Origin of the sequence: Sphingobacterium bovistauri (genome assembly GCF_020295405.1) — a bacterium.
GTDB lineage: Bacteria > Bacteroidota > Bacteroidia > Sphingobacteriales > Sphingobacteriaceae > Sphingobacterium > Sphingobacterium bovistauri.
The window spans coordinates 1-17,904 of sequence record NZ_JADEYP010000045.1 but is presented as its reverse complement, the minus strand read 5'-3'; the positions used below and the strand labels follow the sequence as shown (position 1 = coordinate 17,904).

Sequence of the window (17,904 nt, the reverse complement as noted above, 5' to 3'; positions counted from 1 at the left end):
ATTGTACTTTCATATCGTTTTTTGGGTGCACCTCAATTTACAAAAAATTGAGGACAAAAAACATAAGCCCCGCCATTATTTTTTAATGACGGGGCTCTTTAATTAACAGACCTTTTTAGACAGCCTCTTTCGGATTTTAATTGGTTTGGTAAACGTATTTATATAATATTCAAGGTGTCAAAATGTGATATTAATTATCCTTTTTTAGCTAATTCGATCTTAGCACTCATTTCATTTACTATTTTGTCGATATCTGCAGCTCCTCCTGCTGTTTCAAAACGAATAAATCCATCCTTATCAATCACTACTTTGTGCGGTATACCTCGCACACCGTATGCAGTAGCAGTATTATTTGAACGATCTTTCATTTCATCAAATAGCACATGAAATGTGTAATTGTTTTCTTTAATAAATTGATCAACGAGTTCTTTGTAATTTTCTTCTTTTTGCCATGTATCGACGAAGAAGAATTCTACCTCTTTGTCACCTTTGTATTTGTTTACAGCAGCCTGCATGCCAGGGAATGAATTTTTACAGGGTCCACACCATGTAGCCCAAAAATCTAAGATTACAACTTTACCTCTTAAATCCTTTAATGAAATGGTTTCACCCTTCAAATTTGTCAATGAGAAATTTGGGGCTTCTTTCTTAATCATTTCTTTTTTATACTTGGCAAGTACAGCTTGATTGGATTTAGCAGAAATGGTGTTAATGTAAGTTTCAATATTCTGGTTTTGATTTCGATTTAGTTTACTGTACAATTCGCGAACCTTATTAATCATTCTTTCTTCACTGATATGATTATTGAGATAGTCACTCAATAGGATGAAGGCATCCAAATCTCTATTATTCTGTGAATACGCTTGAGCTAATAATTCTACATTGTAGGTACTTCTGTTATTAGAGAATTTAATATATTCTTCTAATACAGTAGTTGCTTCATCTATTTTAGATACGTTCAATAAAGCCCTAGCATAAGTTGGAGCTAAATTGTTATAAGATCTTACTATTGCGATTTTGTTTTCGAAGTCTTCAGATGCTATAGTAGCATGTTTTGCAATTTTATAAGCAGGTTCTAATAATTCAATTGCCGTGGAATTATTTTTGACATTTATCAAATCCCTACCAACACCATTGACAAATACCGTATAATTAGGAGAAGTTTTCAATCTTTCAATATACTCTTTTCCTTTTGAAGGATTTTTTTCTCTAAAAAATAAAGTTGCCATTTGCGCATCTGCCTGAGCATAAATGCTTCTTTCTTCTTTTTTGAATGAGTCTATTGGGAATTTAGTTAACCATTTTATATAAAGTTTTTCTACCTCTGCGATCGGTAGATTATGCTTTGCTACAAATATTTTATTATACTCATTCATACGTACAGTATTGCCCCTAGGAAATTTTTTAATAACAGCTTTATGAGCTTTTTCAGCATCTTTTTTTCTTTGAAGTGCCTCATATAAAGAAGCACCAAGATTCATTAGTTGCTCAGAATCTTTTTTCATCAATGCATCGGCTTCTAAACCTAGTGCAGCTTTCGAAGCTGGATCATGCTTGGTCGCTAGTTCATTAATTCTAATATATATATCTGTTAATGATGCGCCTTTCTGTGCCGCTATTTGTGCTTGTAGACTATTCAAAAATAGGCATGTCAATAGAGCTGATAATATCGTTTTTATGTTATTCATATAAGATTTGAGTTCAAATTTATTGCTCGTTTCGATTACGGTAATTGATATGTTCTATTTGACCGAATCCGTTATATACTTTTTCGAATTTTTGATTTTCAAAATTCCCCGTCGGGTCTAATCTGAAATAATACACACTTCCCTCAGTCGCTGTATTGGCTGCTACGACAAGTATTTTATTAAAGTCAGGATCCGTTATAGCCGTAGAGCCCCAACCTTTGTGTTTATACATGGATATCATTTTTACTTTAGTACCACTCGGAAATTCGTAAAGAGGCCCTCTAGAGCTGTTAGATTGGATGTCATACAAATATATTTTGTTGTCTGTGGCATAATATATATGTGGAATGGAAGATGAACTAGCAAAACTAATTGCTTTATCAATTTCAGGACTATTTTGTATTTTTTGGAACGAGGTAGCTTGGTTGGTAGTAAACGGGTTATATGCATAGAAATAATATTGATTACTATTATCTTTCATTATTGTATAAAACTCTCTTTGTGCCCCTAGATCTGCCGCAACCATAGTTTTTCCTACGTTGTTTAGGTCATATTTGTTATTTATATTGTTGGAAAATGTCTGCAGCGCACGTCCAAAGAAACTAGATTGTAAGAATCTTTTATTCTCATTATCATAAAAGGAAATGTAAGTAGTTTCTCCATAAAAGATGAATGGGAAAAGTTTGCCAGACTGACCGCTGAATGGTATCGAATATTTACTTACACCGAAGATTGGATTAGTGGTGGCGTGTACTTTACCATTAGCGATGATATATTGTTCAGAACTTGATGCACTTATGGCAAAAAATGGTGATTCGATATTAGCTGGTATAGTAAATAAATTGAATAAATTGTTTTGGTTTGCAGAGACTAAAAAATCATTTGCTGTAAGTCTACTAATTTCTTCATTAGTAAATACATATATGTCTTTTATTTGTCCGGTAACAGCTGTAAACGATGCGAGACCTTTTCCTTTCAGCGTAATGTTGTTATAATCTTTTAATGGATCTAAATATACATTCCCATCTCTTCGGATGAACGATAATTTGGCCTTATTATCAACATTCGTCATTAACAACCAGCCTTCATGAAAAGCCGCTGTAATATTTACGGTAAATCTTTTAATACTTTTTATCCCTGTTATTTCGTTTTTAACAGTGTATTGGATAAAATAAAGTTTGGGAGGTAATGTTATTATTTGATCTAAATTTTTTTCTCGTGATAAAAGAACTGCTTCTTCATTTTCTATTTGGACGAATGTATTGCTGGTTTGCGTAGGGAACATTAACCATTCGTAAGAGTAAGAATTTTTATCATCAGGAATAGATTCTGCTAGATCTGGATTGATGGTCAATCTTTCTAATTGTTGGATAGTAAATACGGAGTCGCTTGTATTAATAGAAACGGTATTAATATCTGTATAGGTATAGTTCCCACTATCTTTCGTACACGAATAAAGTACAAATAATGTGAGGCATGAATAAATTAATATATATAGTTTTTTCATTGTTATATTAGTTAGGAAAGCTAATTGGTTTTTGGTTTTCGTCTAATAATGGTCCATTTACTTTAACGTATTCTTGTAAAGCTACATTCAGTAGCCCTTTGAAGTTAATCAATTCGGGATCGTTGAACACTTGAAAAGAAAAATCTGAAAAACCAGTCTCATCTATCATGAATTTATATTTCACATCACTGTATTCGCCAAAATAACTTTGGATATTATTCCAATAGGTTGGTTTTAAAAGTCTGTTGCTGAAATTTATCTTGAACATACTGTATGTTAAACCGTTGTTGATGATTCCAGATCCTTGAGGGAAACTTTCATTTTCGAGTACTTCAAGTTCCAGACGTAAGGTGTTGGTTTTTAGGTCTGGAGCATTTAGTAAGACTACAGGATATTCTATGGTATTTGTATTTGATTTGATTGAAATTTTTGGAAGTATATAATGTATATTTTCTTTAGCTGTTGTGCCTTTAACAGCTTTCAATTGAAATGCTCTATCAAAATCTTTGACATCACCGAGTACCCTCATTTTTACGAAAACAGTATCTTTTTCGACTAACCCAACTTGGTTAGCAAAAGAATAATTAGCACTGTCAATGGAATAAAAGTAAACGCCATCTCCAGCTATATACTGTTGAAGAGTAGCTTTATTACATGCTGTGAATAGCCCAATAAAGCATACAAATAATATTAATATATATTTCATAGGGTTTAGATTTAGTTGTTTTGTTGTGGATTGAATTCTGTTTCACTATTCGGAATTGGCAATATGTAGTGATTAGCAGTCACTGTACCAGTTCTGAATCTCATTGTACTAGCATTAATTCTCTTGTAAAAGAAAAATAGCTGTCCCTCTGCATAAAATTCTTTTTGGTATTCTTTGCTAATCTCATTTTCTAAATTTGCTACATTTTGATTCAATTGGCTCAAGCCTCTATTTCTTCGTACTTGATTAATTGCTGCAAAAGCTTCATCTCTGTTTTGAGTAGATTCGGCAATAATGTAATACAATTCTGACAGACGAATAAGGGGCACCGTCTGATCCAGACGGTCATTTTCTGTAAAGCCTATTAAAGACCAAGTTTGCCAGTATTTGCTTGGGAATCGAACACTTCCGTTAAGTTCAGTAAGATATAAGTATCTATAATCTGTACTTCCGCCACTCGTTGTTTCATAGAGTGAATTGAAGTTAGCTTGGCTTATTGTTAGGTGGAGTGGTGAGCCACTAGCGATAAATTTGAAATACGGCGATCCTCCTGCTTCTACCCAATCAATCATTTTACGAATTCTAATTGAAAATACCTGCTCAGTAGAGAATAACCTATCTTTCGTAGCTGCAGCGGCTGATATTCGTGCATTGGTAATGAAAGATAATACTTCAGAATTAATAACAGATTGTGCCGCATTATATGCGCCTGTTTTATCTCCTTTGTATAGTAAGACACGTGCTTCTAAGGCTTTGATAGCAAGAAAATTCATGCTATACTTTCTGTTTTTTTCGTTTTTTAGTATAGGGTCTATATCTTTAAGTAAAGATTCAGCATCTTTTAAGTCTTTTAAGATGAGTTCGATGCTTTCAGATACAGTAATATATCGTTGCGCAGTAGAGTTTAATTCTGTCCTATATGGAATGGCTAATTTATTTGGATCATTAGTGTTATTCGGAGCAAATATTCTCAATAGATCAAAATGTAAGTACGCTCGCAGCCCTAATGATTCTCCTTTGATTAAAACATAATTGTTTCCTATAAAAAATTGCTTCTGTTGGTCAATATTAGCTAATATGTTGTTTAATCCAGCTATAGCTTTGTAGCTTTTTTGCCAAATTTGTTCACCATAATTCATGACCTCACTAGTTTGATAATTTAGTGCAGTGGTTTCTTTAAATTTGAAGTTTGCACTTGTTGTATAGTTTTGTCCAAGTGCACTTGCAAACCCCATAGTAAGGTTGTCTCCATACAATTCTCTTGACGCAAATTGCGAATAGACACCTGTGAGCGCTTGTTGAAATCCGACCTCAGAGCTTAATAAATCATCTTCAGAAATAGAGGACTTTGGATTCACATTTAAGAACTTCTCGCAAGAAGAGCAAAGAAGAAGTATTACGATTAGTGTATGTAAATATGTATATCTTTTCATAGGACTTTATTTAGAAGGTGCAACGTAGTGATAAGGAATAAGTTCTTGCAAATGGGTTATCAGTTCCTCGTTCTATTTGAATCGAACTTGCTCTGTATAGGTCATTTGTGATGGCTGTAATTTGAAAAGAACTTAGCCCCATTCTGTTTATGAAAGCACTTTTATAAAAATTGTATGATAGAGATAGCGAATTTAGATTTAATGTATTTTCATTTTGAACAAATCTAGATGTAAGTCTGGTAGGGGGCTTATTCAGCATAATCTTTGTAAAATCGCTGCGATCTCCAAGTTGTGTCCAACCCAAGTCATATGCACGCTGATCTACGTTATATAATGGATTTACATTTTCAACACGATTGATAAGTGTCTGGTTATATAACTGTCCTCCAAATTTATAATCGAATTGTGCTTGTAATGTGAATCCTTTGTAAATAAATTGTGTTCCGAATAATCCGTTCCATTTAGGATCTGTTTTTCCAGAAGCTACTTTATCCTGTGTATTCCAAATGAACGTTTTGTTGCCAAATCGATCTAAAAATATTTCTGCACCCGTCGATGGATCTACACCTAATGATTGTACCGTGTAGATTGTATTGATTGATTGACCTTCAGTCAAGAGAATATTTGGTACACGTTGCGGTGACTCATTGTTTAGTTTATCATTGACTGCTTTAAGACGGTTTGAAAGTTCTTTAAGCGTGTTTTTGTTTGAAAAGGCACTTGCATTTACAGACCAAATTATACCTTCTTGCGGATTATTAATTACTTTATAACGTGCGCCAATCTCGTATCCAATATTTTCTACTTTACCTAGATTTTCGACATAGCTTGTGAATCCTGTAGAAGAAGGTAACGATATGGTTGTAATGGTGTTATTGGTAATTGATCGATAATGATCAAATTTTAAATCCAAATTCTCATTAAATAATACGATATCCGCTCCCACGTTTAAGGTACGGACATCTTGCCAGCTTAGACGCTTATTGGCTAAGCTAATGATTTCAGCTCCTAACTGTCCATTATAAATGTTATTCGTGCCAAAAGTATATCTAGTCTGTGCTTGATATGCTGGAATGTTTATACTTCCAGAGGAACCATATGATGAGCGAATTTTAAATCTGTTGATTTGTTCGATATCCTTAATAAAGGATTCATTGTGAATATTCCATCCTGCACCGAATGACCAGAATGTTCCAAATCGTTTGTCAGCACCAAATTGAGAAGATCCATCACGGCGCAGTGAAGCATCAACTAGGTATTTGTTGTCAAAACTGTAACTGGCATTTGCCAATAATCCCACTCTATTTACTTTACTTTCATCACCTGAAGGCTTGCTGTTCAATTCATATTGTGTAGCAAACAAAAGGTTATCTAGTTTGTCAAAAGCAAACCCTTCGGCAGTAATGGTATGATAATTTTGATTTGTGCTAGCAATGTCAAAACCAAATGTTGAAAAGACTAAGTGCTTATTTTTTTTCAGGTTATAGTTGATCATGGTTCTGCTTTCATAACCAAGACTATTATTGTTTTGAGCTGAGTAACTACCTTTTCTTGTTACATCTGTTACGTTGTTGAATCTAGAATGTTGAGCCGGATAAAATTGATCATTAGAACCACTTTGTTTGTTAAGACTTAAATTGGATTCCAAAAATAGTCCTGCTGTGATATCATATCTCAATTGGAAATTATTACTAATACCAAAATACTGATTCTGATTTTTGATATTCAAGTGCGCATCATACAGTGGGTTGGCGTATCTTGTGAAATTTAATTCTCCAGTTTGAATTGTTTCTAAGATAGGTTTGATATTGCCATTTTCATCAAATGGCTTCCAGTATGGATTTTGATTTACATAATTGCTAAAAGAACCGTAGGGCGATTCATTTGATGTGTTTTGAAATATTCTGATGGAATTTTGGAATCTTAGTTTGCTAACTTTATAGGTCAGGTCAAATTGTCCAGAATAGTTGTTACGTTTTTGACCTTTCATTACACCTGATTGCAAATCTCCCGTCAATTGGATTCCATACAAAATACTGTTATCACCTCCATTTAGATACAAAGATGTTCTATTACTTTGTCCAGTTTGTACCGGCTGAGCCAACCAATCTGTGTTTGCCCCACTTTCTATCGCTTTTAAGCGTTCGTTGTATATCACATCGTAGAAGTACTGAGATCGAGGATTGTTTTGGTCATAAATACCAACTCTTCTTTCAAAGTCTAATTTCTCTTGTGCATTTAACATGCTGTATACTGAGAGATCTGGTGTAGTAATTCTATAGTCATTGTTTACAGTGACTCTTACTTTTCCTGAAGCAGGCGTAATTGAATTAATTACCATTACACCATTGGCACCACGAGAACCATATATAGAAGTTGCAGCGGCATCTTTTAGTATCGTAACAGTCTCTATATTGTTTAAATCTAGATCCACTACACGTTGTAATGACACTTCAAAACCATCCAAAATAAATAAAGGTTGATTCGGATTGGCCGAAAGTTCTCCACTTAAATTGGGCATAGAGTTGGTGCCTCTTATTTGTACTTCGGGTAGAGCATTTATGTTACTACCTTGAGATAGATTTGGAAGTATTCTGAAAGAAGGATCCATTGCACTTACTGCAGTTAGTAAGTTGTTGGAGCTGAATGATTTTAATTCCACTCCTTTCATGGTTGTTGCTGCTCCAGTGAAATTTTCTTTGGGTCTGTTGAATAATCCCGTCACAACAACACTTTCTACTTCTAAAGTTTTAGCAAGCATTGAGATATTAAGTGGCTCAGCAGAGCGAACTTTAATACTTTTATTTTCAAACCCCAACATTTTTACAATTAGTACATCCGAAATAGAGGATCGAATGGAAAACCTACCATCAGCATTTGAGACTGCTGTCACATTGTTTTCGCTAGACGTAATTGATGCGTTTGGGATGGGTTTTCCAGAATCATCATAAACATAGCCTTCTATGATTTGTGTTTGTTGTTCCTGAATCTGTAATATCGAAGTTGATTTGTTATTTTTGGGTAGATCTTTTTTTGAAATAATAATTTCTTTGCCAAGTATCTTGTATTGAATCGGTTGGTCTTTCGTTATTTTGGTTAGAACCTCCTCAATAGTCATTGTTGATCCATCGAAGGATACAGGTTTAGCACTGTCTAATACGTCTTTGCGTGCAAAGACACTCATAGCTGTTTGCTTTTTGATTTGAGCAAAGACAGACCTTAAAGGGATGTTTTTTCCTTTAATAGTTACTTTTTGGGCGCTCGAAGAGAAAGACAATAATATTAATCCGAGTATGGGAAAAATTATTTTTGCCTTTTTCAGAAGAATAGAAATCGTGTTTCGATTGTTGAAATCAAACGGATTTAATTTTTCTTTCATAGGTATGAGGTGATAGGTTTGGTATTTAGTTCGTGTTGTTATTCAATAATTAATTTTTGATTTTTAATATTCATATTTACGCCGGATTGCTTAAATATATTTATAAGATCATTTAATGTGTTATGTTTACTTAATTCTCCGTAGAATTCTATTTTTGGAATCTCAGTTTTATATATTATTTCAACGTCATACCATCGTGCAATTTGGAGCATAGATTCTTCAAATGTTAAATCTTCAAAATTGAATTTGCTGTTTATCCAAGCGATATCATTTTCCAAATTCGTTTGCGATACGAGAATATTATTTGCCGATTTGTAAATCACCCCTTTTTGTCCAGGGCTTAGGATAGCCGATTTATTAAATTGATTAATCAATTTGACTTTACCTTCTATCAATGAGGTTTTAAGGTAGCTTTGTTCTTTGTAGGCATTAATGTTGAATTGAGTGCCTAAGACCTCTATTTTTCTGTTATTGTCTAGTTCAACAATGAATTTAGAATTATTTACTTTAGCGACTTCCAAGTATACTTCGCCAGAGACTTTAATTACTCTTTCATTATGACCAAATTTTGATGGGTAGGTGATTTTAGATTCTGCATTTAGCCATGCCTTAGTTCCATCTGGTAGGATCGCTTTATAGTTACCCTTACGAGGAGTTGATAGCTCCAATTCAACTACAGATTCTGTAATTTCACTTATTTTTTCTTTATTGTCTAAAATAAGATTATTTCCTTCAATCTTAATTTCTGTATTCTCTTCATCAAAATCATACAAGCGACCATCGGATAATTTTAAAATAGCTCTATTACCTCCTGGTTGTACATCTTCATTGATAGCGAGTTCATTTGAAGTGGATGTATGTTGGTTGGTATAATTATGTTTTACAAAAAGAATTGATGCAGCAAGTATCATAATAATACTCGCTGCAATTATATAAATAGATGGTTTGGTCTTGTATATGATCTTCTTTTTAGAAGTCTCTGATATTATTATAGCTTCAGATTTCTCAATTATATTCGTGATAATAGGGTCATTTTCAATGTTGTGATCTAACAAATCTTGCTCTATCCACTTCACCAATTCATCTTCAGCATCTTTATCATTATTTAGTATTGATAAAAATTCATCTAATTCAATGGAAGATATCTTCCGGTTTTTATACGAAGAATATAGATTTCTAATCCTGTCTATGTTTTTCATTTGTACTCACTATATATCTAATACACCTAAGTGAGCAAAAGTAGGTAGGTCAAATGATATTTTTTTTAAGAAAGTGCCACTAATATCGCAGAAATGATTTTAATGTTGGTCGTTATTAGACTTTTTAGCTTTTTATTAGCATCTCGCACATGTGTATTTACCGTTTGTTCAGATAATCCCAATAATGAAGCAATCTCCTTGTGTGTTCTGAGTTCAATCTTGGATAATTGAATTATTGTTTTTTGTTGAGGGGATAATTTACTTAATAAATTATCTAATAATTGAAGGTTTTCTTTCCTATAAATATTGTCCAAAATAGGGTTATAATCCTCTTGGTAATATTCTAAAAGTAAACTTTTATAGTTTTCATCCGTAGCTGCTTTTCGAAATACATTTTTCGTTTTGTTGGCTGCAATAGTGAAAATATAGGATTTAAGTGGTTTTGAATCATCTAACTTCTCTCGATTTTCCCATAAGGCTATGAATGTCTCTTGAAGTATATCTTGAGTTATTTCTTCAGATCTTAATAGTTTATAAAGATTAGTCGCTAATTGTCTTTTGTATTTATTGAATATGGAGGCAAAGGCTTTATGGTCCCCTTGGATTAATAGTTTACATAATTGAGTATCTGAATTTATTTCTAACTCTTTCATAGCGAATTTAGATTCCACAGGAATCTATAGATTTTGATGTTGTATAAATCACAGGTAATTTGTCCGAAAATATAGTTTTTTTTGTACCAATCAAAATTCGGATAGCTTTTATCCATTCGTATTTATAGCTCATGGTACCTTTGATACATGTTTTGTGTCAAAGAAATACTTTTCAACGTATCATGAAATCCGATGTAATTCTACTTTCAATTTAGATATTTTATCTCTACATGTTCCAAACTGAGGAATCATTCATCATACATTTGCTATTGGAAGAAATCTATGAATGCTTTGTTACAAATGATTGAATTTGTCTCCTTCTTGCGTGATTCTTTTAAAGAAAAAAAGTTGCCTCTTTAGTTTTTTTTATTTCTCTTAAATTGATATTTTTTTCCTCTCTTTTTGCGAAAGTATTTTAATCCTACTTTTAAGAAAATAAGTGTGTTTTTGGGCATTTTTTTTCTAATCTATATGATCCTTTTTACACAATCGTTTGTTCAAATTGCGCAATCGATTTCTTGCTTCATTGTCTCAAAAAGGCTTGTTTTTGATTTTATGTGGTGTTAGTTTTAGCCCAAGTAAAATTAAAAATAACCCTTATTATGTATCAAAATTTATTGCTTAGAACTAAGCATTTTCTTTTTACTTTATTACTAATTCTCACTTATAGTTTTACTGCCTTTGGACAGCAGACTGTTACAGGTATTGTATCTGATAGCAACGGCCCATTGGGTAGTGTTTCGATACGATCGAAGAATAGTAATAAAGTAGTTTCTTCAACAGGGACGGATGGCTCATTCCGCGTTAACGTGGGTGCGACTGATGTGTTGATTTTCAGTATTGTTGGTTATATACAAAAGCAAGAGGCTGTTAATAATCGTTCAGTTATTAATGTTTCTCTAGAGTCATTGGAAAATATGCTCGAAGAAACTATTGTGACGGGGTATACAACCATTAATCGAACTAAAAATACAGGATCAATTTCTAGTATTTCAGCAAAAGATATCGAAAATCTTCCAGCTGCGAGTATAGATGTATTGCTTCAAGGTAAGCTTCCTGGTGTGAATGTCCAGAATTTCACAGGTATGCCTGGTGTTAAAACATCATTAGTAATCCGTGGAAATTCAAGTATTCCTAGGTCAAGTAATCAATTTGATACTGAGAATTTAACAAGTAATCCATTGTATGTAATTGATGGAGTTCCAATCGCAGATGATGAGATAAGAGCTTTTAATGTGACTGGTACTAATTTTTTGTCTAGTTTGAATCCAAACGATATCGAATCTGTTGACGTATTGAAAGATGCATCTTCGGCAGCGCTATATGGTTCACGCGCAAATAATGGTGTTATATTGATTAAAACGAAGCGTGGTAGAGTGGGTAAACCTAGAATAAGTCTGAATACTTACCAAGGGTTTATTGTACAGCCAGAGAAGCTAAATACTTTATTGGGAAGAGCTGAACGTAATCAAAAGCTTGGTCTACTATACCGCTATGGTACACACACCCAACAGAGTAATTTGCCTATTATGCTTACAGATAGTTTGAATCCAGCTTTCAATGGTAATACAGACTATCAAGACTTATTTTTTCAAAATGGTTTACTTCAAAATTATGATTTATCAGTTTCTGGAGGTACAGAACATATAAATTATAGAATTTCTGGAGGTTATTATGATGAAAAAGGTATTGTTAAAAACACAGGCTTTAAACGTTATTCTTTTACAAGTAATGTGAATTTTAATTTTTCTAAATCATTAGAATTGTTGACAAATTTTAAGGTCTCGACTATGGATCGTAAAGAAGGGAGAGGTACTACTGAATTTCTGCGTGAAAGATCTTATAGAAATATATATGGCGTCAATCCAATAAATATGTACTCTTCTCTTTACCAGTTGTCTGAAGGGACTATTGATGGTATTTTAAATCCATATGAGCATCAACGAAATGATAATATCAATGTGGATATAACTGGAGTAGGTGAGTTAAGATATTCGTTCTTGAATGACTTCAGACTTAGCTCAAGAAGTATCATTAATTATTCTACGGCTAAAAATGATTTCTTTTCACCATCATATATGAATTCAGATAATTTGGCTGCTGGTAAATCTACTCACACGCAGTACAGAAAGTATTTGATGACGAACAATTTGTTGTGGACGAAGACTTTTAGTGATGTACATAATTTTACGGCTAACCTTGTTCACGAGTATGAGACACGTACGAATACAGGAATGTATTTATTAGGAATAGGTATTCCTAACGATAATATTCAAGTAATTAAAGGTATAAGCCCTAATAATTTGAATGGATATACCGATCTGTCTACCTACGCTAAGTTGTCTTTTTTGGGTGCACTACACTATGATTACGACAGTCGTTATTTAATCGATGCGGTATGGAGAAAGGATGCTTCTTCTCGTTTTGGTAAAAATAACAAATGGGGTAATTTCCCATCTGTAGCTGTGGGTTGGATAATTTCAAATGAATCTTTTGCTCAAGAGCTTGGCTGGATGAATGAATTGAAATTGAGAGCGAGTTGGGGTCGTACAGGTGATGAATCAAGTATTACAGATTATGACCGTTATAATGCGTATATACCTGGTGATGCTGCGTATGCAGGTTCTGGAACAGTAAATTCATATGGTGGTTCCACTGCAATTATTCCTAATTATGCCGGAATTACAAACGATGACATTACATGGCAACAAACTGAAACATGGAATTTAGGTGTGGATGGTAGTTTTTTTAGTAACAGATTTTTCTTCAATATTGATGCATACTCTCGCGAGACTTCAGGGCAAATGTTAAGTATTACCATTCCAGAATACACAGGATATGCAAGCACATTTACTAACGCTGCTTCCGTAAGAAATTCCGGTTTGGAATTGAATATTGGTGGTCGTGTGTTCGATAATGAAAAGGCATTCCAATGGACGCCATCAATCAATATGGCATTCAACAAAAATATGGTGACTGCTTTGCCAAATGGTAATCGCGATATCTATTATGGACAAGCTGTATATGTGGTAGGTAAACCTTTGAATATGTACTATGGTTTCTTAGTAGATGGCGCTATTAGTTCATCAAATGACATCATCGTCAATCCATACACCGGTGCTCTAGGAAGTACAAAGTGGGGGACATTAAAGCCAGGTTATGCAAATTGGGTGGATGTAAATGGTGATTATACAATTTCAGATGGCATTGGTGCAGACGATCGTACTTTCTTTGGTGATTCAAATCCAAAAGTAGTTGGCGGTTTCAACAATCTATTTACGTATAAAGATTTTTCATTGCAAGTGTTAACAACTTTTACACTTGGTAGAGATATTATGAACCAATCTTTTGCGCAACGCATGTCAAATAGCTTCTTCTATGGTAATCCATTTGATATGGCTAGACGTTCGATCGGAGACTTGGAGCAGTATAGCTATTGGAAACAAGAAGGAGATGTAGCGCAATATCCAGCGTTCAATCCATATTTGGGACTATATACTTGGAGAACAGGTCAATCTATGTTCATGGAGCCAGGATGGTATGTGCGTATCAAAAATGTAAACTTAACGTATCGTTTTGATCCAACGAAGCATGGTTGGATGCAAAGAGCAAAATTAAACACACTAAGATTATATGCTACAGTTGATAACGTAGTAATGTTCCAATCTTTTTCTGGTATTGATGCAGAGCGTGTAGATGGTCAAGGGTATGATATGGCTGATGGATATCCATTACCTAGAAAAGTAACATTAGGTCTTCAATTTGACTTTTAAATTAAAGAAATTATGAAAAAAATAAATATATCAAAGTTAATTCTGAGCATATTTTTACTTACTGGAACGAGTGTTTTTGTGTCTTGTGAGAAAGAATTAGAAAATGTGTTGAAGAATGACACATATAGTGATGCATTTTGGAAAAATCAATCGGATGTAGAGGGGGCAATTAATGGGACATACGGGTTATTTCGTAATGCGTTAAATAATAATCAAGCGTTCTTCGTGTGGGGAGATACTCCAATTGGAAATTTTGTAACAAACAATGGTACCTTACATTCTGATATTTTCACTAGAGGATGGTTGATTCCATATTACAGAGAAGGTGGTACATTGAATTGGGTAAACTGGTACAAAATCATCAATTTGGCAAATCTTATCATTGAAAAGACTCCAAGTATTTCAGATGCTAATTTTGCAGAGGGTCAAAAGGATAATTTAATTGGTCAAGCTTATTTTATGCGTGGGCTAGCATATTTCTATTTAACTAGAGTATGGGGCGATGTTCCGTTGCAACTCAAAGCAACCGAAAGTGGTAGTGATGTAGAATTGAAGGGCGGTACAGCTAGCACGGAAATTCTAGATTTAATCATGGCGGACGCGCAGAAGGCTTCTTCGTTAATGACTTGGGAATCTGTAGATAAGTCAGGTAGAAGAAAAGGAAACAAAGGATCTGCATTAGCTTTATTGGCACATGCATCTGCATTCCAAAATGATTATCAAAAAACATTAATCTATACTGATTCTATCATCAATCAAAGTGCAAATTTTGCACTGTTGAGCCCAGGCAATGTATCCGAAGTTTTTTCTAATAATGAAGCAAAGGAGAATATTTTTGTCATTACTCAAAAGGATGGTGAAAATGAGTCTGCAGCTCATACAAATAATGTTTTCACTACTTCTGTGACGTTTAGTACAACCAGTTCTATTAGCTATCCTGGGTTTCCTTTCTTTGAACCAAATTATTACGTAGATAAATCACGTTTGGATAAACTATATAGTCCTAACGATAAGAGGAGAGAAGATTTCTTTCTAAAATTTGATGATGGAGTAGTAGCTGTGGATAATAATGCACGTACGGAGAGATTCCAATTAACAAAATATACAAATTTCACTTTTAAAAATGCTGCGGCATTAGGTGATTTACGCGCAGAAAGTAACATTGTGATTTTCCGTTTAGCAGATATTATTCTATTGAAATCAGAAGCTTTATTTCAATTGGGTAGACTCAATGACTCTCAGAATACGTTGAACATTATTCGTCAAAGAGCGGGTTTGGAACCAGTAAGTGCCAATTTGAATAATAGAGCGTATTATACGGAGATTTTAAAAGAAAGACAACGTGAGTTGATAGGTGAAGGCCATAATTACTTCGATATCGTTCGTAACATTTGGAAAAAGAATTCTGCGCAAGATTTTCAATTTAACCCGACAGACCTTATTTCTTGGAATATCACTTTAGGCGATGGTGGAGCTGATCGATTTGCACAGAAAGGTTATTATTTCCCTATTGAAAATGCTAACCTTAATTCCAACCGACTTATTACACAGATTCCATATTGGATGGGTAAATACTAATGTTAATTTCAATGAAAATGAAAAATATTATAAAATTTTGTTTCGCTACTTTTTTATCCGTTTTACTTTTTGCTTCATGTACTAAGGATCAAATTATAGATGGAGGAGTGAGCAATCCGAAGGTCAACATGACTACATATGATTATTTAAAATCACACCCTCGTGGTCTTTTTGATACATTAATCATGATTATCGATAAAGGTGGTATGGTTGATTTGATAAATAATCAAAAAACATTTTTTGCGCCAACTGACTATAGTATAAATGCTTATATCTCTATTCGTCAGTCTGAAATACGTAGAATCGATGAACGTAAAAATTATACGTTGGATTCGTTATTTAAGCAATTTACACCTCAGATGTTAAGAGATTCTATGTCTGTTTACTTGTTTCCAGATGAAATTATTAGAACAAACTTGGATGCGACAGGGAAAACATATCAAAGTGCTTTTAATAATTACAGCTTTTTGATGACTTTGGAACAACATACCAATGACGATTACAATGCTGGTGGATTGATACCAGAGCGTCCAAGTTTTATGTATTATAATCGTGTAGTAGGTGAGCGCGATGTATTAGTCGCTGGTCAGCTGAAAGATCCTAGTGGGAATACTAACCTTTTAGATGTCAAAACGATTTGTCAGACTACAGGTATTCACACTAATACTGGTGTATTGCATGTGTTGAATAATGGACATGCTTGGATCAGATCTTTGAAATTAAACATTAAATAACTAGCCGAATGAAAAATATATATAAATTAACATTTAATATTCTGCTTGTTGTGATTTTGTGTTCAACAAGTTGTAAAGAGGTTGAAGTCGGATATTTAAGTGAAAATATCCGCTATGGCTCTAACCCTGTAGTAGTGGATAAAGGTGTCTTTAAAATCGTAACTGGGATCATTCCTGATAACTCGACACCTCCTTTCAAAATTAGCATCTTGGATGTTAGAAATAAGCAGACGGGAGTACGTGAAGAAGCTTTTTTCAAAGAGTCTGAAATTACAGTATGGAAAGAAAGGTACGATCCTAAAACAGACACCACGTTAGCACTAATTGATGCTAAACGTGAAAAGCAAATGACTCTTCCTTTTCAGATTATAGAGAAAAGTGGACAGTTAATGTTTACTCAAGCAACGGATAATATTCCGACTGGCGAATATTTGTTAGATATCGTAGTCGAAAATTCGAAAGGAAGAAAGGAATATAAAAGTATTACTACATTACAAGTTAAAGATCCTTTGCATTTTGAACACATCAATGCACCTTACTATACTTTAGTAAAACCTGAGGATGGTACAGGTGTGAGATACCCTCATGATGTTGATTGGTTTGATATCAACAATCAACAAAGTGCTACTACTCGATTTGAGATTACAAGAGATGCACAAGGGCCGAATCAAATTATATTGAAGGTTTATGATAAGCATGGGAAAGTTTTTCCGGGCAAAGCATTACAGCGTAGACCTGATGGTACTGGTTTCTTAAAAACTATGCAAACATTTGCATATAAAACTACGGTTACTGAAGATGCAGTAATCCATGATTATGCACAAGCTAGATTCCCTGATGTGTATTGGGATTCGCAGACAAATGGTATTTTATGTTACTACAGAATTTACGATGAATATATTGAGTCAGCGGATTATGTCGATGTGTGGAATCCACCGTATGAGGTTACTTATAAAACCGATCCACGACCTTATATTTTGCAAATGAGATTTGGTTTGAAATTTAATCTTCCAGGTACTTATTTGGTGGAGATACATTTAAGAGCAACTAAAAAGCCAGGAAAGTAATTCTAGGCAAGTAATAAATAAAAAAGGCTTGATAATGGACTGACCCCCAAAAGTTGGACGAGACACTGTCTTATAAAGTGTGTAAATAATAAAATGTGGAGTTCATAAATAATTGGATTCCACATTTTTATTTACATAACTTTATTATTATGATTGACAGAGAATCATTATTAAACGACAAAGAGTT

General features: G+C 33.8%; 11 protein-coding genes. 4 read left to right on the top strand and 7 right to left on the bottom strand.

Annotation, left to right across the window (positions count from 1 at the left end):
- Positions 1 to 194 precede the first annotated feature (194 nt).
- From IPZ78_RS16640 to IPZ78_RS16610, 7 genes are all read right to left on the bottom strand, one after another.
- On the bottom strand, positions 195 to 1,688 hold the full coding sequence (locus IPZ78_RS16640; protein ID WP_225555113.1) for a TlpA disulfide reductase family protein: 1,494 nt from the start codon (positions 1,686 to 1,688) through the stop codon (positions 195 to 197).
- A 19-nt stretch (positions 1,689 to 1,707) separates the two neighbouring features.
- On the bottom strand, positions 1,708 to 3,195 hold the full coding sequence (locus IPZ78_RS16635; RefSeq protein ID WP_225555112.1) for a PKD-like family lipoprotein: 1,488 nt from the start codon (positions 3,193 to 3,195) through the stop codon (positions 1,708 to 1,710).
- 7 nt (positions 3,196 to 3,202) lie between these two features.
- Positions 3,203 to 3,901, bottom strand: coding sequence for a DUF4843 domain-containing protein (locus IPZ78_RS16630; protein ID WP_225555111.1), 699 nt, complete (start codon positions 3,899 to 3,901; stop codon positions 3,203 to 3,205).
- Between the two features lie 11 nt (positions 3,902 to 3,912).
- Positions 3,913 to 5,334: a RagB/SusD family nutrient uptake outer membrane protein gene (locus IPZ78_RS16625; RefSeq protein ID WP_225555110.1), complete on the bottom strand. Its 1,422-nt coding sequence runs from the start codon at positions 5,332 to 5,334 to the stop codon at positions 3,913 to 3,915.
- Between the two features lie 10 nt (positions 5,335 to 5,344).
- Entirely contained in the window at positions 5,345 to 8,713 is a 3,369-nt protein-coding gene (locus IPZ78_RS16620; RefSeq protein WP_225555109.1) for a SusC/RagA family TonB-linked outer membrane protein, read from the bottom strand.
- A 38-nt stretch (positions 8,714 to 8,751) separates the two neighbouring features.
- On the bottom strand, positions 8,752 to 9,912 hold the full coding sequence (locus tag IPZ78_RS16615; RefSeq protein ID WP_225555108.1) for a FecR family protein: 1,161 nt from the start codon (positions 9,910 to 9,912) through the stop codon (positions 8,752 to 8,754).
- Positions 9,913 to 9,977: 65 nt separating this feature from the next.
- On the bottom strand, positions 9,978 to 10,565 hold the full coding sequence (locus IPZ78_RS16610; protein ID WP_225555107.1) for an RNA polymerase sigma factor: 588 nt from the start codon (positions 10,563 to 10,565) through the stop codon (positions 9,978 to 9,980).
- 602 nt (positions 10,566 to 11,167) lie between these two features.
- Here IPZ78_RS16610 and IPZ78_RS16605 point away from each other — a divergent pair.
- Genes IPZ78_RS16605 through IPZ78_RS16590 form a run of 4 tightly spaced genes read left to right on the top strand, consistent with a single transcriptional unit; the run spans position 11,168 to position 17,717 of the window.
- The gene (locus IPZ78_RS16605) at positions 11,168 to 14,338 is read left to right on the top strand and encodes a SusC/RagA family TonB-linked outer membrane protein (protein WP_225555106.1); all 3,171 of its coding nucleotides are present in this window, start codon (positions 11,168 to 11,170) and stop codon (positions 14,336 to 14,338) included.
- A gap of 12 nt (positions 14,339 to 14,350) precedes the next feature.
- Positions 14,351 to 15,916, top strand: a complete 1,566-nt coding sequence (locus tag IPZ78_RS16600) for a RagB/SusD family nutrient uptake outer membrane protein (protein ID WP_225555105.1) — start codon at positions 14,351 to 14,353, stop codon at positions 15,914 to 15,916.
- Between the two features lie 17 nt (positions 15,917 to 15,933).
- On the top strand, positions 15,934 to 16,650 hold the full coding sequence (locus IPZ78_RS16595; RefSeq protein WP_225555104.1) for a hypothetical protein: 717 nt from the start codon (positions 15,934 to 15,936) through the stop codon (positions 16,648 to 16,650).
- Between the two features lie 8 nt (positions 16,651 to 16,658).
- On the top strand, positions 16,659 to 17,717 hold the full coding sequence (locus IPZ78_RS16590; RefSeq protein WP_225555103.1) for a DUF5007 domain-containing protein: 1,059 nt from the start codon (positions 16,659 to 16,661) through the stop codon (positions 17,715 to 17,717).
- Positions 17,718 to 17,904: the final 187 nt, after the last annotated feature.